The sequence below is a fragment of the Paenibacillus aestuarii genome (assembly GCF_027789125.1).
GTDB classification, from domain to species: domain Bacteria; phylum Bacillota; class Bacilli; order Paenibacillales; family NBRC-103111; genus Paenibacillus_E; species Paenibacillus_E aestuarii.
Genome location: NZ_JAQFVF010000048.1, coordinates 44854 through 64698 on the forward strand (window position 1 = coordinate 44854; position 19845 = coordinate 64698).

Consider the following 19845-nt stretch of genomic DNA (forward strand, 5'->3'; position numbering starts at 1 on the left):
AAGATGTTTACTAAATTGAAAATATTTTTAGAGATGATCAAGTTTGAACATAGCGTATTTGCGCTGCCTTTTGCGTTCATGGGGGCTATTCTCGGTTCGGTTGTGCTGAACGGGCATTTGCCTTCCTGGATGCAAATTGTATGGATTACGTTAGCAATGGTGGGGGCGAGAACAGCCGCGATGTCGTTGAATCGCGTTATTGATAAAACGATCGACAAGAAAAACCCAAGAACAGAGAAACGGGCAATTCCTGCTGGTTTAATCAGCGTAAGACAGGTATCATTTTATATCATTGTATCCTTTGGTTTGCTGTTCTGGGCAACGTCTAACTTAAGCTCTCTTTCGATGAAACTGCTGCCGATTGCAGTGTTTTTTCTTGTTATTTACTCTTATACCAAACGCTTCACATGGGCTTGCCATCTAATTCTGGGTATCACATTAGGCTTAGCTCCACTAGGCGGATGGATCGCTGTTACGGGCCAGTTTACTTGGGCTTCGATAATTTTCTATTTGACCGTCGTTTTCTGGAGCACAGGCTTCGATCTGATTTATGCTTGCCAAGATGCCGATTTTGACCGCGAGGAAGGGTTGTATTCGTTCCCTAGCCGGTTTGGCATTAAAGCTGCGCTCATGACTGCGCGCGTGCTGCACGTATTGACAGCTGTCGGTCTTGTCACGCTGTTCTTTTTGACACATTTGAGCTGGTTCTATTTGATCGGGCTCGTGATCGCTTACTTCTTGCTGTATAAGGAACATCGCCTTGTCTCACCCAACGATTTGTCCAAATTGAATGCGGCCTTTTTTACGATGAACGGAGTGTTGAGCCTGGTAGTCTTTGCCTTCACACTCATTGATGTCGTCGTTACCCATCATTCATGACAGGCAATTGGGTTGTAGGTATAACCGGAGCTAGCGGAGCAATCTACGGGGTGAGGCTCTGCCAAGTGCTGCTGGAGCAAGGCCACGACGTACATTTGATCATTACGGAAGCCGGCTGGAGAGTGCTTCACGACGAGCTCGATTGGCAGGTTTCGAAGCGCAAAGAAATGCTGACAGAACATTTTGGCGGTTATTCGGGCCGCTTCCATTATCATCCGATCGCGGACATTGGCGCCTCGATCGCCAGCGGCTCGTTCCGCACGCGCGGCATGGTCGTCATTCCGTGCTCGATGGGGTCATTATCGGGCATCGCCCGCGCAGCTTCGGATAATTTGCTGGAACGTACGGCAGATGTGATGCTGAAAGAAGGCAGATCCTTAATATTGGTGCCAAGAGAAACGCCGTTACATGCCATACACTTAGAAAATATGCTTACTTTGTCCAGAATGGGTGTTCGTATTCTTCCGGCTATGCCGGCTTTTTATAACCGGCCGAAATCGTTAGAAGAGATGGTTGACTTCCTTGTGGGCAAAGTACTGGACAGCATGGGGATCGAGCATTCCTTGTACCGGAGATGGGGAGAGAACGATGAGCACACACAACCCTAAAATACGGATAGGAAGAATTAATTATACGAACGTTTGGCCTATTTACTACTATTTTCCTGAGTTGATAGACAGTAACGACGTGGAGATTATTGAGCAAGTGCCAAGCTCCCTGAATCGGGCGATGGCTGCCGGGGAGATTGACATGGGGCCGATTTCATCTTTCGCCTATGGCCAATCTTTTGAAGATTATGTGCTGTTCCCGGATTTATCGGTGAGCGCGTATGGTGAAGTCAACTCGATTCTGCTGTTCCATCAGAAGCCCTTGCGGGAAATCGCCAACGGCCGGATCGTACTGCCGACAACTTCGGCATCTTCGGTGAATTTGCTGAAAATCATTTTGGAAAAGTTCTACCACGGCAAACCGACTTATGAATTTGCGGCGCCGAATTTGGATGCCATGATCAAGGATGCGGACGGGGCTCTGCTTATTGGCGATGATGCCATCAAGGAAAATTGGCGCAATACCAAGTATATGGTTTCGGATCTTGGGCAAGAATGGGCGAAATGGACGGGAAAATGGATGTCTTTCGCCGTTTGGGCGATTCGTAAAGAGACGATTCGCCAATATCCTGAACAAGTGGCTAAGATTTTTGCGGCGTTTGTGCAAAGCAAACAACAAGCGCACCGTAAGCCTGACGACATGATCAAGGAAGCGCAAGTAAAAGTAGGCGGATCTGAAGCGTACTGGCATCATTATTTTAATACTTTATGTTATGATTTCGGACCAGAGCAATGGGAAGGACTGCAAACGTATTATAACTTTTGCTTCGAGCTAGGTTTCCTGCCAAAGGCGGCTAAGATCGATATTTGGTCAGAGAAAGAAAAAACACGGGTGACAGAATGAAAAATTTAATGGATATCTATGCAAGGAAGAAAAAAGATATCGCAGCGATCGAGAAGGAGCTGGCGGAAAGTATCTACACGGACCATGCGATGCTGAAGGAAGCCTCGCTCCATCTGCTGAAAGCCGGCGGTAAGCGGATACGCCCTGTCTTTGTGCTGCTGTCCGGCGAATTCGGCAACTACCAGCTGCAGACGATGAAGCATGTCGCTGTACCTCTGGAGCTGATTCATATGGCTACACTTGTGCATGACGATGTTATTGACGATGCCGACACGCGAAGAGGCCAACTAACGGTTCGTTCCAAATGGGATAACCGCATTGCCATGTATACCGGCGATTATATTTTTGCCAAAGCACTTGGGGTCATTACCCAAATACATAAACCAGCAGTTCATCAGATTATGTCCAAAGCGATTGTGGAGATGTCGATTGGCGAAATGGAGCAAATTCGCTTCTTTTTCAACCATGAGCAGACGATCCGCGATTATTTATTAAGAATTCGCCGCAAAACGGCTTTGCTGATCGCGATTTCATGCCAGCTTGGTGCGATGGCAGCCGATGCGCCGGATTGGGTTAGCAACAAGCTGTACGCATTTGGCTATAATGTCGGCATGGCGTTCCAGATCCGCGACGATATCCTCGACCTGATCGGTACTGAGAAGCAGATCGGCAAACCGCCAGGCAGCGATGTCAAACAAGGCAATATAACGATTCCGGTTTTGTTTGCCCTGCAAGATCCAGAGCTAAAGCCGCTGATCCTGAAGGAACTGGAGCGCATCCAGCTGCTTGACGGGCAAACGGATGTCAGCCGCTTCCTGGATTTGATTCGCAACAGTGAAGGAATTGACAAGTCCGAAGCGTTGTCGCAAAAATATATCGATAAAGCTATCGCAGCACTGGATCCGCTTCCGAACACCCAAGCGAAGCAGGATTTGGTGGAAGTCGCCTACTTTATCGGCAATCGCTCCTACTGAGTTCGACCTACAAATTTGAGAAATGTTGCCAAGCAGTGTAAACTAGGTGTAAACACATCTTTTGACCTCATAGAAGGAGGCTGACCTTATGGAAAAAACATTTCTCATGATCAAACCTGACGGTGTACAACGCGGGCTCATTGGTGAAATTGTCAAACGTTTCGAGCAAAAAGGTTTTCAGCTCGTTGCAAGCAAACTAATGGTCATCAACAGAGAGCTTGCTGAGCTTCATTATGCGGAGCATAAAGGGAAAGACTTTTTTGAGCTGCTGGTGAAGTTTATTACGTCCGGACCCGTATTTGCAATGGTTTGGGAAGGCGATCAAGTGATTGCGCTGTCCCGGACGATGATCGGCAAAACCAACTCGCTGGAAGCAGCGCCGGGAACGATTCGCGGAGATTTCGCTGTTCACACTCGTTTAAACCTGATTCACGGTTCAGACTCTCCGGAAAGCGCCGAACGTGAAATCGGCAACTTCTTTAAGCCGGAAGAGTTCGTGACGTATAACAAAGCGATCGAGAGTTGGATCTAATACATACAAACCTGCGGCCTGGTGCTGCAGGTTTTTTGTTTGGTGGCGCCGTGTGCGAGGAAGGGTGGGAACCCTTAGGTGTGTGCGCAGCTAGCTGACGAGCGCAGCCTGTCCAGCCGGCTTGCACTTGTTGGTGGCGAGCAAGTTTTTGTCGGATTTTGCAGGAGAACGAGCGTGCCTTACAGAATCAATCTTGTACAGCGATGGTTAAAGTGGAGGTAGGGCATGGAAGATCAGGATTTTTTAACGTTTATCAAAAAAGTAAAAGAGTATACAGCGATCGACCTGGCACAATACAAAGAAGCACAAATGAAACGCCGTTTGACCACCTTAAGAATGAAGCGCGGTTACAGCACATTTGTAGCCTTTTTCGATGCCATGATGAAAGATAAAGAACTGTTTTACGAGTTCCTGGACCGTATGACGATCAACGTCTCGGAATTTTGGCGCAATCCTAACCGTTGGGAAGTTGTGGAGAAGCGCTACATTCCCGAGATGCTGCGCAGCAACAAACGGTTGAAAATATGGAGCGCCGCATGTTCAACAGGTGAAGAGCCATACACACTGGCGATGATCCTGGCGGAGCAGGGAGCACTCGCAGACGCTCATCTGCAAGCGACGGATATTGATGAAGGCGCACTGGACAAGGCGCGCAAAGGGATGTACCTGGATCGTTCCATCCGTGATGTCCCGGACAAATATGTGAAAAAATATTTCCGCCAGGACAATATGATGTTCCATATCACCGACGAACTCAAACGCGCCGTGAAATTCCAAAAGGGGAACTTGTTGGTAGATACATTTGATACGGGATTTGACTTAATCGTTTGCCGGAATGTAATCATTTATTTTACCGAAGAAGCCAAGCATGGTTTATATCAAAAGTTCGCCAAGGCTTTGAAGCCAGGCGGATTGCTCTTCGTCGGATCGACCGAACAGATTTTTTCCCCGGGACAATATGATCTGGAGCCTGCCGATACGTTCTTTTATCGCAAGAAAGGCGTATAACATCTTCCATTTTTTCCAATACTGTAAGGTATATAAAGAGTATCTGCTCTAACGATGCTGACAATGGGGTTGGAAAGCTCACAGGAGGATGGGTAATGGACAAACGGAAGGTAATAACTGCGTATCGCAGGGGGATGATCTCGATTCAGGAGTGCGCGCAAATCTTAGGCGTCGATTCGGGTCAAGTGATGGGATTGATGAACGATCCGCAAATGGACGAACCGAGATTTGTTCAAAAGCAGCCCATGCACGGGTAAGCACGGGAAGGGATCGCGGATTGGATCATGTAGCAGCGGAGCACGCTTTAGCTTGGGAGGATTAATCTCGTAAGCAGAGCGTGTTTTTGCTTTTTGTCGGATCTGTCGGTTGCCAAACTACAGGACCTATACTATAATGATCAGAAGATAATCGCGCGTCAAAGCGCTAAAGTGTTTTGGAAGATTAGCAAACTCGTTTTCTGCGAATATGTTGAGGGGGTAACGGATTGTGAGATATTTAACGGCAGGGGAAACGCACGGCCCGCAGCTCACTGCAATTATTGAAGGCTTTCCTAGCAATGTAACATTGAATTTTGAAGATTTGAATTTTCAACTACATAGACGTCAAAAAGGCTACGGCCGCGGTCGTCGGATGCAAATTGAGAAAGATACGGCGAACATCGTCGGTGGCGTGCGTCACGGCAAAACAACAGGTGCGCCAATCGCGCTTGTGGTGGAAAATAATGACTGGAAACATTGGACGACCGTCATGGGGATTGAGCCTGTTGAGGGCGATAACGAAGTCAAACGCCGCGTGAACCGCCCGCGTCCAGGTCACGCCGATCTGAATGGCGGATTGAAATATAATCAAAAAGATTTGCGCAACATTTTGGAGCGCTCCAGCGCCCGTGAAACGACGATGCGTGTAGCTACAGGCGCCGTTGCACGCCAGCTGCTTGCGGAGTTCGGCATCAAAGTGGCTGGACAAGTCATTCGCATCGGCGACGTCGAAGTGCAGCGCCAAGAGCTGCCACTCGACGATTTGATCCGCATTACGGAAGAATCGCCGGTTCGCGTCGTAGATAAAGAAGCTGAAGCGAAGATAATTGCTGCGATCGATGCGGCCAAAGAAGACGGCGATACGCTTGGCGGTATCGTGGAAGTCATTATTGAAGGCGTGCCGGTCGGACTCGGCAGCCACGTGCAGTGGGACCGTAAGCTTGATGGCCGCATTGCACAAGCCGTACTGTCCATTCAAGCGTTCAAAGGCGTTGAATTCGGCATCGGCTTCGAAGCGGCAGAGCGCCGGGGCTCTAATGTGCACGATGAGATTATGTACACCGAAGAAGGCGGTTTCCGCCGCAAAACGAACCGCGCAGGCGGATTCGAAGGCGGGATGACAACAGGGGAACAGATCGTCGTCCGCGCTGTGATGAAACCGATCTCGACGCTGTACAAACCGCTTCAAAGCATCGACATTGATACGAAAGAAGCGTTCACCGCTCAAGTGGAACGCTCCGATACGTGTGCGGTGCCAGCGGCTGGCGTTATCATGGAGAACGTTATCGCTTGGGAAGTTGCGAATGCGTTCATGGAGAAATTCGGCGGGGATTCCATCGAGGAAATCCGCAACAACCTTAACAACTTCTTAGCCCAAGTGGAGAGCTACTAAGATGAGAGAACTTACCGTCGATTTGGGAGAGCGGTCTTACCCGATTTATATTGGTCAAGGCATTCTGAACAACATCGCTGGTCTGTTTGAGCGGCATAAGCTCAGTCGCAAGTCGCCGCTGCTCGTCATCACCGATGACGAGGTCGCGCCGCTGCACCTAGAGCGCGTCATGACGCGGCTCCAGGAAGGCGGCTTCGCCGCCAGCGCCTGCGTCGTGCCTGCAGGCGAGCCGACCAAATCCCTCGCGCAGCTCGAGGGAATCGTTACCGCCGCCCTCGAGGCGGGCCTCGATCGCAGCTCAGCGATCGTCGCCCTTGGCGGGGGCGTGGTCGGCGATCTCGCCGGCTTCGCCGCGGCGAGCTTCATGCGCGGGATCCGCTTCGTGCAGATCCCGACGACGATCCTTGCCCACGACAGCAGTGTCGGCGGCAAGGTGGCGGTGAACCACCCGATGGCCAAGAACATCATTGGTGCGTTTCACCAACCGGAGCTTGTCCTGTTCGACATCGACACGCTGTTGACACTGCCGCCCCGCCAAGTGAAGGCGGGCTTATCGGAAGTGATCAAGCATGGTTTGATCTGGGACGCCGATTTCACGCAGTGGTGCGACGACAATGCCGACAAGCTGCTTGCTCTGGATCCGGAAGCGCTCAGCTATGCGCTGTATACCGGCTGTAAGGTCAAAGCCATCGTCGTGTCGCAGGATGAGCGGGAGAACGATTTGCGCGCCATCCTGAACCTCGGCCATACGATCGGCCATGCCCTGGAAGCCGTTGCCGGCTACGGGGAGCTGCTGCACGGCGAAGCGATTGCCATCGGTATGGTCGGCGCAGCGAAGCTGGCGCAGCAGTTCGGCTACGCAGATAGCATTCATACGATCACGAAGAACTTATTTATAAAATACGGATTACCTGTCAGCATTCCGGCACATTTGGACACGGACAGCATCATGAGCGCCATGATGTACGATAAGAAGTTCAAAGAAGGCATGATGGTATATATCATTCCTACGGAAATCGGCAAGGTCGAGATCCGCAAGGATGTCACGGTGGACCAGGTCAGGGGCATCGTGGAACATTTAAAAAAGGAGGGCTAGCCGATGTATGTTAGGGGAATTCGCGGTGCTACAACAGTAGAGCGCAATGATGAGCATGAGATTTTGACGGCGACAGGTGAGCTGCTGCACCAGATCGTGCAAACGAACGATTTTCGCCCGGAAGATATTTGTTCGGTATTTATTACGGTTACCGGCGATATTACTGCTACGTTCCCGGCGCGTGCCATTCGTACGATGGTCGGTTGGGAGCTGGTGCCACTGATGTGCTCGTTGGAAGTTCCGGTGGAGAATTCGCTGCCTAGATGTATCCGGTTGATGGTACAGATCAATACGACCAAAGGGCAAGCAGAGATAAACCACGTGTACTTGAAAGAAGCGCAAGCACTTCGTCCGGATATTGTTAAATTGACAAATCCATAAGAACGGTAGTATAGTGTAGATAGTTGAGAAAGCAACACAGTTTAGAACAGTCAAGAATTGCAGCCAAGAAGAACAGTTTGAGTTCAGTGAGTAGAGCCGAGTTTAGTTGAGTAGAGCCAAGCCAAGATGAGTGGAGCAGAGATGAACGCATGAGATATAACAGATAGGGTTGTCTTCGGTAGCGAAGATGCGTCTGTTTGATTCTGTTTGCGCTGCTGAATTTCTACGAATCTATCTATTACCTACAACAACTATAAACGAAACCTCTACTTCGGTAGAGGTTTTTTTGTTTTTCATTCGGACATTTCACCAAAAAAGACGGGAATAGGGTTGACGGCGCTGCAGAATGCGAAACGTCAGCCGAGAGGGGATGAAACCATGTACACACCTGAAATTCAAGAAGTGATTCGGCTTTCCAAAGATTACAATCTCATTCCGGTGGTCCGGCATTTGCTGGCGGATACAGAAACGCCGATTCGCGTATTCCAACAGCTATTTCAAGAGAAGCGGGCTTTTTTACTGGAGAGCGTGGAGGGTGGCGTCAAATGGGCTCGATATTCCTTTATCGGCAGTGATCCTTTTCTGATGATCAAGGCGAAGCATGGCCGGACTGAAGTGCAGACGCCCACCGAGACGAAGGTCTCTGAGGAGAAGCCGATCGATGTGCTCAAAGCGTATTTGCGCTCCTACACGAGCCCGCAGCTTCCGGATTTGCCGCGTTTCACAGGCGGGGCGGTTGGATTCTTCGGCTATGACTTGATGCAGTATTACGAGAAGCTGCCTGCCCACCGCATCGACGATCTGCTAATGAACGATATTCAGTTCATGTTCTGCGATCAGGTCATCGTGTTCGATCATTTTAAACAGCAGATTAAAGTGATTGCGAACGTGCATGTGCCGCCTTTTGCCACAGATGCGGAGATTGCGCTGGCTTATCAGCACACTTGCACCAAGATTGATGCAACGATTGAGAAAATCAAACGTCCGCTCGGCCCGGAAACGATGTCGCATAAACAGATTCTGTCGGAGCCGGCGCTAGGCGAGATTCGCTCGAATGTGACCAAAGAGCAATTTATCGCCAACATCGAAAAAGCGAAAGGGTACATTCGAGCAGGGGATATTTTCCAAGTAGTCTTGTCGCAGCGTTTTGAGATCGAAACGGCCGTATCGCCATTGCATGTGTACCGCGTGCTGCGCACTATGAACCCTTCACCATATATGTACGTGCTCAAGATGGACGACGAGGTCATCGTCGGCACCTCCCCGGAGCTGCTCGTGCGGGTGGAGGAAGAGAAGGTGGAGACGAGGCCGATCGCAGGCACGAGACCACGGGGCAAAACGCCGGAAGAAGATTTGGCGTATGAGAAAGAGCTGCTCGCCGATGAAAAAGAACGCGCTGAGCATCTCATGCTCGTCGACCTCGGCCGCAACGATATCGGGCGCGTATCGGAATTCGGTACGGTGAAATGTGATACGTTCATGGACATTGAGCGTTACTCGCACGTCATGCATATCGTTTCCAACGTTTCCGGGAAAATGGCGAAGGACAAAGATTTTTTTGACGCTTTTCTTTCCTGCTTGCCGGCGGGAACGGTGTCCGGTGCGCCAAAGCTAAGAGCGATGGAAATTATCGCCGAGCTGGAAGCGGAGTCCAGAGGACCTTACGCGGGAGCTATTGGTTATTTGGGATTTTCAGGCAATTTGGACACCTGCATTACGATTCGCACGATCGTGTTCAAAAACGGTAAAGCGTATGTGCAGGCCGGAGCCGGCATTGTATGGGATTCTGTGCCGGAGAGTGAATACCAAGAGACGGTGAACAAAGCAACAGCATTATTGAAATCGATTCGTATGGCCGAGGCGATGTTTAGTCCGGAGCCTAGACCGGTTAGCGATATTAATAAAGACTATTTTGTCAATTCGTAAGGGGGCTGCACAAGATGACTCAATATGTGCAAAAAGCGATCAGTAAAGTGGTGAGCGGCGAACACCTCAGTCGGGAAGAGGCGCGCAGCGTCATGTCGGACATCATGGAAGGCGCGGCGACTTCTGCACAGATCGGCAGCCTCCTAACGGCGCTGCGGATCAAGGGCGAGACATTGGAGGAGATTACCGGCTTTGCCGAGACGATGCGGCATAAAGCCGTGCAAGTGAACGTCCACCAGGCAAACCTGCTGGACACTTGCGGGACGGGCGGAGACGGTGCGGAGACGTTCAATATTTCGACGACGGCCGCGATTGTTTCGGCAGCCGGCGGTATTCGCGTAGCGAAGCATGGCAACCGAGCGATGTCGAGCAAGAGCGGGAGCGCCGATGTGCTGGAAGCCCTCGGCATTAACATTACGCTAAGCAGCGAGCAGGCGGCGCAATGTTTGGATAAACTGGGCATCTGCTTCATGTTCGCCCAATCGTACCACCAGTCGATGAAGCATGTTGCAGCGCCGAGACGTGAACTTGGTTTTCGCACGGTGTTCAATTTGCTTGGGCCGCTGACGAATCCGGCTGGCGCTGACCGGCAGGTGCTAGGCGTGTTTGACCGCTCCAAAACGGAGCTGCTCGCACAAGCGCTGCAAGCGTTAGGGCTAAAGCGCGCACTTGTTGTGGCAAGTGAGGACGGTCTGGATGAATTCAGCATCTCGGCGCCGACGAAAGTGACAGAACTGAAGCAGAATTGCATTGAAACCTATACCATCACTCCGGATGATCTTGGCTTGCGCGCCCACAGCATCAAAGATGTGGCGGGCGGGGATGCAGCGCTGAATGCCGAAATCATGCGCCAAATATTCGCCGGTGCTAAGGGACCGCATCGGGATATCGTGCTCGCCAATGCAGCCGCATGCTTCTATGTAACCGGCCACGTGGGCACACTGCAGCAAGGCGTGAAGCTTGCGGCAGATATCATCGATTCGGGCCGTGCCGCGCAGAAACTGAATGATCTAATCCATTTTACGGGAGAACTGAGCCATGTTTCTTGATAAAATCGTAGCGACCAAACGACTTGAAGTTGAAGCCATGGAGAGCTTCTCCATCACAGAAGCGGAAAGACGCATCGCCGAAATGCCAAACTGCCGGGGCTTTCAACAGGCTCTGACGGCTCGTCGCAATCGTCCGATGGGACTCATTGCTGAAGTAAAGAAAGCATCACCTTCGAAAGGCTTGATCCGCGAAGACTTCGAACCTGCAGCTTTGGCACAGGCTTATGAGCACGCTGGCGCTGACTGCATATCGGTCTTGACCGATGTGCAGTATTTCCAGGGCAATAATGCATATTTAAGCGCAGTACGCAGTGCGGTGCAAATTCCGCTGCTACGCAAAGATTTTATTATCGACGAGAAGCAAATCTATGAAGCGAGGTTGATCGGAGCGGATGCGATCCTGCTCATAGCGGCAATTTTGTCGCAGCAGCAAATGAAGCTATACTTGTCGTTGGCCGCCGCTCTCGGGATGGATGCGCTCGTTGAAGTCCATGATCGCGAAGAGTTGGAACGTGCCTTGGAGCTCGATACGCAGCTGATCGGCGTCAATAACCGCAACTTGAAAACATTCGTGACAGACCTGCACACGACAGAAGAACTCATATCTTTCATTCCTGCCAATAAAACGGTTGTGAGCGAAAGCGGCATTTCCTCGCGAGACGATATGGCCTATTTGCAGCAAATCGGCGCGCAAGCGGTGCTGATCGGTGAGCATTTTATGCGTCAGCCAGTCGTGGAGACAGCTGTATACGATTTGATGGGCGAAGTTAACCGGGCCGCAACATTAGAACGGTAGAAAGAGGCAAAATCTATGGCTGTTCAAACATCACCAATTGTAAAAATTTGTGGACTTCAAAACGTTGCAATGTTAAAATCGATCCAGCATTTGCCGATTACTCATATCGGAATTGTTTTTGCGCCGAGCAAGCGTCAGCTCACGCCTGAACGCGCAGGAGAGCTGATCGCCTATTTGCGCTCGGAGGCAGACCAGGGGAACACGGTTCCGCTAACTGTCGGTGTATTTGTGAATCCGAGCGAGTCTGAATTGGCCGCAGCTATGGCGGCGGCACCGCTCGATGTGGTGCAGCTGCACGGCCAGGAAAGCCCTGCGTTCTGCCAGCAGGTGCGTGAGCAGTATGGCGTGCAGGTGTTCAAATCGGTGTCCATCTCAAAAACGGAGGACAGCGTTCCTACGCTTGAAGCCGTCTCCGCCCAGCTGGATCGTTATCGCAGTTCGGTAGATGCTATTCTGCTCGATACGTTCGATCCTATATATGGGGGCGGATCCGGCAAAACGTTCGCATGGGACTGCATTCCCGTATACCGGGAGTGGGCTGATGCGGCGGGTGTCAAGATACTGGTAGCAGGCGGGCTTAAGCCTGATAACGTGCACGAGCTGATCGAGGCCTACCGGCCGGACGGCGTTGATGTTTCGAGCGGCGTTGAGACCGATGGCGTCAAAGATATTGCGAAAATAACTTCGTTTGTGGAAAGGGTGTTCCCAACATGACTCAAGTCCCAGATCAGCAAGGCCGATTTGGCAAGTTTGGCGGCCGTTACGTGCCGGAAACATTGATGAATGCACTTATTGAGCTTGAACAAGCTTATGAACAATATAAAAATGATCCTGATTTTATCGCTGAGGTCCGCTATTTACAGAAGCAATACTCCGGCCGCCCTACGCCTCTGTATTATGCGGAGCGTCTGACGGAGAAGCTGGGCGGCGCGAAAATTTATTTGAAGCGGGAAGATTTGAACCATACCGGTGCGCACAAAATCAATAACACCATCGGACAGGCTGTTCTTGCCAAGCGGATGGGGAAAAAGAAAGTGATCGCTGAGACCGGCGCCGGCCAGCACGGTGTGGCGTCGGCGACAGTCGCAGCGCTGCTGGGGTTTGAGTGCAAGGTGTTCATGGGCGAAGAAGACACCAAGCGTCAAGCGCTGAACGTGTTCCGGATGAAGCTGCTCGGTTCGGAAGTCGTGCCGGTTACCTCCGGTACCCGGACGCTTAAGGATGCGTGCAACGAAACGCTGCGCTATTGGGTGAGCAATGTCGAGGATACATTTTATATCCTCGGTTCTGTCACAGGGCCGCATCCGTATCCGATGATGGTCCGTGATTTTCAACGCGTGATCGGCGACGAGTCGCGCGAGCAGATTTTGGAGGCGGAAGGCAGGCTCCCTGACGCTATAGTTGCATGCGTCGGCGGCGGCAGCAACGCCATGGGTATTTTCTATCCGTTCGTTCAAGATACGGACGTGAAATTAATCGGCGTCGAGGCTGCGGGCCGCGGGGTGCATACCGAGGAGCACGCAGCGACGATGACCAAAGGGAAGCCGGGCGTTTTCCAAGGTTCCTTGAGCTACTTGCTGCAAGATGAATACGGCCAAGTGCTGCCTGCGCACTCAATCTCCGCAGGGCTTGACTATCCGGGGATTGGACCGGAGCATGCTTACCTCAAAGATATCGAACGTGCGACATATGTGCCGATTACTGATGAGGAAGCGATTGATGCGCTGCAGCTGCTGAGCCGCACAGAAGGAATCATTCCTGCGCTGGAGAGCGCGCATGCGATTGCCGAGACGGTGAAGCTGGCGCCGACGATGGTTAAAGATCAGATCATTATTGTGAATTTGTCCGGTCGTGGCGATAAAGACGTGGAAGCGATTATGGGCTATTTAGGCATAGGGAGGGAATAAGCAATGAACCGTATCGATCAACGATTTGCTGAGCTGAAGGAGCGGGGAGAGACTGCGTTTATCCCCTTTTTAACCGTTGGCGATCCTTCCGCTGCGGCTTCCGTCGAGCTGATCCTCGAAATGGAGCGCGCCGGCGCTGATCTAGTGGAGCTTGGCGTGCCTTATTCGGACCCGTTAGCAGATGGTCCTGTCATCCAGCGCTCGTCCGAACGTGCGCTGTTAAGCAAAATTACGATTCACGATGTTATGAGTGTGGCGCGCGAGGTCCGCAGCCGGGGCTCGGAGCTTCCGTTCATTTTGTTCACTTATTACAATCCGGTGCTGCAAGTCGGTCTTGAACGGGTGTTTAAGCTCATGAAAGAGCATGATATTAGCGGGATCATCATTCCCGATCTGCCTTTGGAAGAGGATGGCGAGACAAGGGCCATCGCGGAAAGCTTCGGCATTCACCTCATCCCGCTGGTGGCGCCGACCTCGAATGAGCGCGTCAAGCGAATTGCCGCAAGCGCCAAAGGCTTTGTCTACTGCGTGTCATCGCTCGGCGTAACCGGCGTCCGCTCCGAATTTTTCGGTGGAATCGACGAGTTCCTGGCGACGGTCAAAGAAGCAGCCAGCGTGCCGGTTGTCGTCGGCTTCGGGATTTCGACCCGCGAGCAGGTGCAGCGCTTCGAGCAAAAAGTTGACGGTGTCGTCGTCGGCAGCGCTGTTGTACGCACGATTGAAGGGGCGCTGGAACATCTGCAAGCCGATAGCGCTCATCCGGAAGGGCTTTTGCAAATTCATAATTTTGTGTCACAACTAAAAGGATAAAAAGCATCGCCCTGCTGGCCCTGTTAACCGAGGGATGGCGGGGCGTTTGCGCATATTGTGCAAGTTGTCCATAGGGAATTCACAATTTACTATTTACTGTTGAGCTTTAAAGCGTTACACTCTTAATAGGCACAATTCCACAAAGAGGTGAATGATATGCAACCTAAAAAAAACATAGTCCATCTTCCCGTCTATCAACCGGGTAAACCTATTGAAGAAGTAAAAAGAGAGCTAGGCTTGAAAAAAGTGATCAAGCTGGCTTCCAACGAGAATCCGTTCGGCTGCTCGCCGAAAGCGATTGAAGCGATCCAGGCTGAACTGTCGACCGTTAGCTTATATCCGGACGGCGGCGCCGTGCAATTGACCGAAGCTGTCGCTGAGTTCTTTGGCGTGGCCACGAATCAAGTCATCTTCGGCAACGGTTCAGATGAAATCATTTTGATGCTGGCGAGAGCTTATCTGGTGCAAGGCGACGAAACGGTCATGGCCAAACATACGTTCCCGCAGTACAAACACAATTGTGAGATTGAAGGCGCGGTTTGCATTGAAGTACCTTTGAAGGATGGCACCCATGATTTAGATGCCATGCTGGCGGCCATCACGGATAAAACCAAGATTGTCTGGATCTGCAATCCGAACAACCCGACAGGCACGATGAACACTGACGCGGAAATTAAAGCGTTCTTGGCTAAAGTTCCGGCTCATGTCTTGGTCGTTCTGGACGAGGCTTACTGCGAGTACAATACGACGGGCGAATACCCGGACAGCCTTGAGCTGATCAAGCAATACCGCAACGTGATTTCGCTGCGCACATTCTCCAAAATTTACGGCTTGGCGTCGCTCCGCATCGGCTATGGTATCGGGCATCCAGACGTCATCCGTTCGATCAACCAAGTGCGGGAGCCGTTCAACACGACGCGTTTCTCCCAAGCTGCTGCGCTTGCGGCCATTAAGGATCAGGATTTCATTGCGAGCTGCAGACAAGCGAATTCCGAAGGTCTGGCATATTTATCCCAGCAATTCGACAAATTGGGATTGAGCATGTATCCGGCTCACGGCAACTTCATCTTGGTGAACGTAGGTCGCCCTGCAGCCCTTGTATTCGATGGCTTGCTGCGCAAAGGCATCATCGTCCGCGGTGGTCATGCGCTTGATTTCCCAACGTCCATTCGGGTCACAATCGGCAGCCGTGAGCAAAATGAGAAATTCATCGCTGCGCTGACAGAAGTACTTGCAGAGGTTGCTGTGCAAGCCTAATAAGATTATGACAAAAGGTTGATTTCATGACAAAAATTACAATATTCGGTGTAGGGCTGATTGGAGGCTCATTGGCCCTATGCTATAAAGGTAAGCCTGATTTTACCGTTGTCGGCCATTCGCCCAATCCTAAATCCGTAGAGAAGCTGCTGCAGCGTGAAGTGGTCGATATCGCGACAACCTCGATGGCAGAAGCTGTAGACGGAGCCGATTTTATTTTCCTCTGCGTGCCGGTAGGGAATCTGGAAACATATATCGAACAGCTGGTGAAGCTGCCGCTGAAGCCAGGCTGTATCATCACCGATGTCGGCAGCACCAAAGCATCCGTGACGGAGAGAGCCGCCTCGCTCGCTATGGAAGGCGTGCATTTCATCGGCGGGCATCCGATGGCGGGCTCGGACCGGCATGGCGTGGAGGCGGCATCCTCGTATTTGTTCGAGAATGCGTTCTACGTGCTGACACCGGCTGCCGGCACACCGCAAGCCGAGGTCGACCGCTTGGCCGCCCTGCTTAAACCGACCAAAGCGCAGATTGTGCAGGTCGATGCGCGCGAGCATGACGATATCGTGGGAGCGATCAGTCATTTGCCGCATATCATCGCTGTTGCGCTGGTCAATCAGGTCAGGAAGTATAACGATGCCAATCCGTTATACCAGAATTTGGCGGCCGGGGGCTTCCGCGACATCACGCGCATCGCCTCCAGCGAGCCGACGATCTGGCGCGATATTCTCGTGAACAACCGCGAAGTGCTGCTGCGTTTGATTAAGGATTGGAATCGCGAAGTGTCCCTGTTTATCGATCTGCTCGAGCGCAGCGATGGGGAAGGAATTGCGCAGCAATTCCGCACGGCCGGCGATTTCCGCAGCCAGCTGCCGGAGCGGCGCAAAGGGATGATCACGTCTTTATACGACATTTATGTCGACATCCCGGATCATCCTGGCATCATCGGCCAGATTACGACGACGCTGGGTAATGAAAAGATTAATTTGAGCAATATCCAAATTATCGAAAGCCGCGAGGATGTTCCTGGCATCCTGCGTCTATCCTTCCGCAATCAAGAAGATGCGGATCGTGCCGTGCAAGTGCTTAAGCGCGATTACGCGGTGCATGTATAGCGAATGAATGAAGCTGAGTTCCAGCCTTTTCTGCGATTGCGGAAAGGATGGAATTCAGCTTTTTTAAATGAATAATCTCTCATTCTCAAAGTCTATGAGCTTATGCTATAATGACTACTGCCGTTATACCAATATTACTTATAGATGGGGCGAAAGTAACAAATGATCCGTAAAATGTGGAAACCTTTAGTACTTATGATTGCTGTAACAGCTAACTTTTTCCCCAATCTGGTTCAAGCTAACGATACCATTTACTCGAACCAAGTGACTGTGCTTGTGTATCATCACATAGATGATGAGCAGCAAAGCGGTGTCACAATTTCCACGAAACTATTTTCGGATCAATTGCGTGCACTTAAGCGAAAAGGCTACCAATTCATCACGATGGATCAATTCAAGCGATTCATGAGCAAAGGGGCTAGTGTACCGGACAACGCGGTTCTTGTCACCTTTGACGACGGCTATAGAAGCTTCTATACGAACGCCTATCCAGTTTTGAAGCGGATGGACATCCCAGCTGTCAACTTTGTCATTACGAAGGATCTGGACGATCCGCTGCACAGCTCCATTCCGTCCTTATCCAATGAAGAGATTGCGCAAATTCGCCGTGAAGACCCGGATATTGAGTTTCAGGCGCATTCGGATTCGCTGCATGCGATGAAAGACGGGAAGCCGATGCTGACCAATAAAATGATGAGAGGCGAGCGGATCGAGACCGATGCTGAGTTCGAGCAGCGTGTATTGGACGATACGACAAAGTGCATACGCAAGCTTAGCGATTTGAAAGGGGCCAAAGCGGTGGATGCCTATGCGTATCCGTTCGGAAGCTATGACGACCAGACGATGGAACTGTTGAAGCAAGCCGGCATCCAGTACAGCTTCACGACCAAGACAGGCATGGCCAGCCGCCATACCGATCCGATGCAAATCCCGCGGATCAATGCAGGGAGTCCTTATGTGCGTGCCCATTCTGTCAACAATCTGATCCGACATCAGGTAGAACTGGAAGCGATTAACTAAAATCAAAGGATAGAAAACGGTTTCAAAAAGTTGTTGACAAATTGAAAACGGATACATATAATAAAAGTACAGTATGGTTTCTCTCCACTCCTATCCGATAATTGCACCATAAGTGCAACCGCCAATTTGGCGGTTTTTTTTTGTCTAAAATGAATAGCGAGTTTAAAAAACGCCACAGTTCGAAACGGCGACGTTTAGGTGAAATCTAACACTTTTATATGATTTGAAACTGTCTCCTTTCGTTAGATCTTAGATTATATTTTGGATGGTATCTTCCATGCTTTTCATAAGTTCACTATGCCGTTCTTTTAAATAAATAGTTTCAAACGAAATCCCTCTCGATAAATTTAGTAAGCCTTAACAATTTTAGTTAAACTTACGCTTGTGAAGGAATTCCTTTGTAAAAAGTTACAGAAATTTGCTGTATGAAGAAATAGTATAGATTCATTTAACAATATAGAAACATAAAATATATATAAACGATAAAATGTAGAAAAAAATGTAAGTATGAATGATAGAATATCCATAAATTCACTGAAAGTGAGTGATTCTATGGATGTGTTTTTGCCAAGATGATCGAATAGCGACAGTATGTATGAGTTGAATGCCAAACGATAGATAAGACTTACAGCCGAAGGAAAAGCTTGCTTAGCAATCTGACGGAGTGGTTGATGAAGATGGGGGTGTCGGTTTTATACGAATACCCGAGCGGCATTTAAATGAACGAAGCGCTCAAATACCTTGACGACTCCCAATATTTTAAAAGGTATTTGTCAATAAGGTTCTAAAGCTAAGCGCTAGCGTAAGAAGTACAACGATTCCCCTTGAGCTTGTTTTTTATGGCGAGATCAGCTAATGGCTCGAACGCGTAATGATGTGGTTGTCAAGAAGTTTTCAAACTTGACAGTGAGGAAGAATTTGAATGGTAAGTGTGATTAATATGATTTCAATTTTATCAAGAGTCATTTGGAATTTATCGATTCTTCACGGGGAATTACGATGCGATTAAAAGCAGGTTTGACTTTGAGCTAAGGAAAGATCAAAGCTGATCATAAGCAGCAAATGTGCAACCGCCAATTCGGCGGTATTTTTGTTTTCAGCCATGCGTTCGGACTCCGGAAAATGTGTATTTTTTGTGAAAATACCATATTTTGATGTCCAACTTTATACAATGACTATGACGGATATCTGAATAAATCAGACGCTGAATTCTAAAGATTTAACAAATTATTGTCGAATTGAGCAGGATTTTCGCAATGAATCAAGAATGTGTATAGTCCGGCGATATTGTGAGAGAAAGGAATTCACAATTCGTTCACAAATAACCGCAACTTTTCACTCCCGCTGAAGTACAACATGTAGGAACAGCTGGGAGTGCTACCCGGAATCGCAAGGAGGGGCCGCACCGTAATGACCGATTCCCAGTTGATCAGAGAAATCAAGGATGGAAACGTTCAACTTTACAATGAACTTATGCGTCGTTACGAGCGTAAAATCCTTGCATTTATATTTCATATGTTGAAGAGCACGCATATGGAAGCTATTGCGGAAGATCTCTGCAATGAAACTTTTTATAAAGCGTACCGCAGTCTGCACTCCTTCCGTGAAGTAGAGGCTTCGTTCTCCACTTGGCTGTACACGATTGCCCGCAATACGGTGTTAAGTGAGCTGCGCAAAAATAAAAGCGTGCAAGTTTCGTTGGAGCAAAGCGGCCATACGCCGCACGCTTCCTACGACGCTATGCCGGAACAGACGATGCTGCGCAATGAGAAGGTATCGATGGTCCGCGAGGCGATTAACAGCTTGCCGGAAAAGCAGCGCTCCGCGCTGATCCTGCGCGAATATGATCAGATGGATTACCAGGAAATCGCCAACATCTTGGGACAGACGGTCAGTTCCGTGAAGTCGCTGTTATTCAGGGCTAGGGCATCGGTGAAGGTGCAGCTGGATCCTTATTTCAGCGAGCCGATATTTGAAGAATCGAAGGGATGAA

20 protein-coding genes are annotated in these 19845 nt (G+C 50.1%); all 20 read left to right on the forward strand.

From position 1 onward, the window contains the following. The first annotated feature begins 3 nt into the window (after positions 1 to 3). The 20 genes from O9139_RS20250 (at position 4) to O9139_RS20345 (ending at position 19844) form a co-directional block, all read left to right on the forward strand. The gene (locus O9139_RS20250; protein ID WP_270881282.1) at positions 4 to 879 is read left to right on the forward strand and encodes a UbiA-like polyprenyltransferase; all 876 of its coding nucleotides are present in this window, start codon (positions 4 to 6) and stop codon (positions 877 to 879) included. Next, positions 876 to 1487, forward strand: coding sequence for a UbiX family flavin prenyltransferase (locus tag O9139_RS20255; RefSeq protein WP_270881283.1), 612 nt, complete (start codon positions 876 to 878; stop codon positions 1485 to 1487). Before O9139_RS20250 ends, O9139_RS20255 begins: the two co-directional genes overlap by 4 nt. After that, positions 1468 to 2331 (forward strand): menaquinone biosynthetic enzyme MqnA/MqnD family protein, encoded by an 864-nt coding sequence (locus O9139_RS20260; RefSeq protein WP_270881284.1) that lies wholly within the window; start codon positions 1468 to 1470, stop codon positions 2329 to 2331. The genes O9139_RS20255 and O9139_RS20260 overlap by 20 nt, the downstream gene beginning before the upstream one ends. Next, positions 2328 to 3305, forward strand: a complete 978-nt coding sequence (hepT, locus tag O9139_RS20265) for a heptaprenyl diphosphate synthase component II (protein WP_270881285.1) — start codon at positions 2328 to 2330, stop codon at positions 3303 to 3305. Before O9139_RS20260 ends, hepT begins: the two co-directional genes overlap by 4 nt. Positions 3306 to 3393: 88 nt before the next feature. Next, positions 3394 to 3837: a nucleoside-diphosphate kinase gene (ndk, locus tag O9139_RS20270; protein WP_270881286.1), complete on the forward strand. Its 444-nt coding sequence runs from the start codon at positions 3394 to 3396 to the stop codon at positions 3835 to 3837. A gap of 225 nt (positions 3838 to 4062) precedes the next feature. After that, on the forward strand, positions 4063 to 4845 hold the full coding sequence (locus O9139_RS20275) for a CheR family methyltransferase (RefSeq protein ID WP_270881287.1): 783 nt from the start codon (positions 4063 to 4065) through the stop codon (positions 4843 to 4845). 95 nt (positions 4846 to 4940) lie between these two features. Beyond that, complete coding sequence (locus tag O9139_RS20280; protein WP_270881288.1) at positions 4941 to 5102, forward strand: hypothetical protein; 162 nt, start codon at positions 4941 to 4943, stop codon at positions 5100 to 5102. A gap of 229 nt (positions 5103 to 5331) precedes the next feature. Next, positions 5332 to 6495, forward strand: coding sequence for a chorismate synthase (aroC, locus tag O9139_RS20285; RefSeq protein WP_270881289.1), 1164 nt, complete (start codon positions 5332 to 5334; stop codon positions 6493 to 6495). A 1-nt stretch (position 6496) separates the two neighbouring features. Then, complete coding sequence (aroB, locus tag O9139_RS20290; RefSeq protein ID WP_270881290.1) at positions 6497 to 7591, forward strand: 3-dehydroquinate synthase; 1095 nt, start codon at positions 6497 to 6499, stop codon at positions 7589 to 7591. Positions 7592 to 7594: 3 nt separating this feature from the next. Further along, positions 7595 to 7972, forward strand: coding sequence for a chorismate mutase (gene aroH, locus O9139_RS20295; protein ID WP_270881291.1), 378 nt, complete (start codon positions 7595 to 7597; stop codon positions 7970 to 7972). 378 nt (positions 7973 to 8350) lie between these two features. Beyond that, positions 8351 to 9898, forward strand: a complete 1548-nt coding sequence (gene trpE / locus O9139_RS20300; protein WP_270881292.1) for an anthranilate synthase component I — start codon at positions 8351 to 8353, stop codon at positions 9896 to 9898. A gap of 14 nt (positions 9899 to 9912) precedes the next feature. Continuing rightward, on the forward strand, positions 9913 to 10947 hold the full coding sequence (gene trpD, locus O9139_RS20305) for an anthranilate phosphoribosyltransferase (protein ID WP_270881293.1): 1035 nt from the start codon (positions 9913 to 9915) through the stop codon (positions 10945 to 10947). After that, complete coding sequence (gene trpC, locus O9139_RS20310) at positions 10937 to 11743, forward strand: indole-3-glycerol phosphate synthase TrpC (RefSeq protein ID WP_270881294.1); 807 nt, start codon at positions 10937 to 10939, stop codon at positions 11741 to 11743. The genes trpD and trpC overlap by 11 nt, the downstream gene beginning before the upstream one ends. A gap of 15 nt (positions 11744 to 11758) precedes the next feature. Beyond that, positions 11759 to 12457 carry a phosphoribosylanthranilate isomerase gene (locus O9139_RS20315; protein WP_270881295.1) on the forward strand — a complete coding sequence of 233 codons (699 nt, stop codon included), beginning with the start codon at positions 11759 to 11761 and terminating at the stop codon, positions 12455 to 12457. After that, positions 12454 to 13650 (forward strand): tryptophan synthase subunit beta, encoded by a 1197-nt coding sequence (trpB, locus tag O9139_RS20320; RefSeq protein ID WP_270881296.1) that lies wholly within the window; start codon positions 12454 to 12456, stop codon positions 13648 to 13650. The genes O9139_RS20315 and trpB overlap by 4 nt, the downstream gene beginning before the upstream one ends. A gap of 3 nt (positions 13651 to 13653) precedes the next feature. Beyond that, the gene (trpA, locus tag O9139_RS20325) at positions 13654 to 14460 is read left to right on the forward strand and encodes a tryptophan synthase subunit alpha (protein ID WP_270881297.1); all 807 of its coding nucleotides are present in this window, start codon (positions 13654 to 13656) and stop codon (positions 14458 to 14460) included. 156 nt (positions 14461 to 14616) lie between these two features. Next, on the forward strand, positions 14617 to 15717 hold the full coding sequence (hisC, locus tag O9139_RS20330) for a histidinol-phosphate transaminase (protein ID WP_270881298.1): 1101 nt from the start codon (positions 14617 to 14619) through the stop codon (positions 15715 to 15717). Positions 15718 to 15743: 26 nt separating this feature from the next. Next, the gene (locus O9139_RS20335; RefSeq protein WP_270881299.1) at positions 15744 to 16832 is read left to right on the forward strand and encodes a prephenate dehydrogenase; all 1089 of its coding nucleotides are present in this window, start codon (positions 15744 to 15746) and stop codon (positions 16830 to 16832) included. Positions 16833 to 16994: 162 nt separating this feature from the next. Continuing rightward, positions 16995 to 17852 carry a polysaccharide deacetylase family protein gene (locus O9139_RS20340; protein WP_270881300.1) on the forward strand — a complete coding sequence of 286 codons (858 nt, stop codon included), beginning with the start codon at positions 16995 to 16997 and terminating at the stop codon, positions 17850 to 17852. Positions 17853 to 19262: 1410 nt separating this feature from the next. Next, positions 19263 to 19844, forward strand: a complete 582-nt coding sequence (locus O9139_RS20345; protein WP_270881301.1) for an RNA polymerase sigma factor — start codon at positions 19263 to 19265, stop codon at positions 19842 to 19844. The last annotated feature ends 1 nt before the right edge of the window (position 19845 follow it).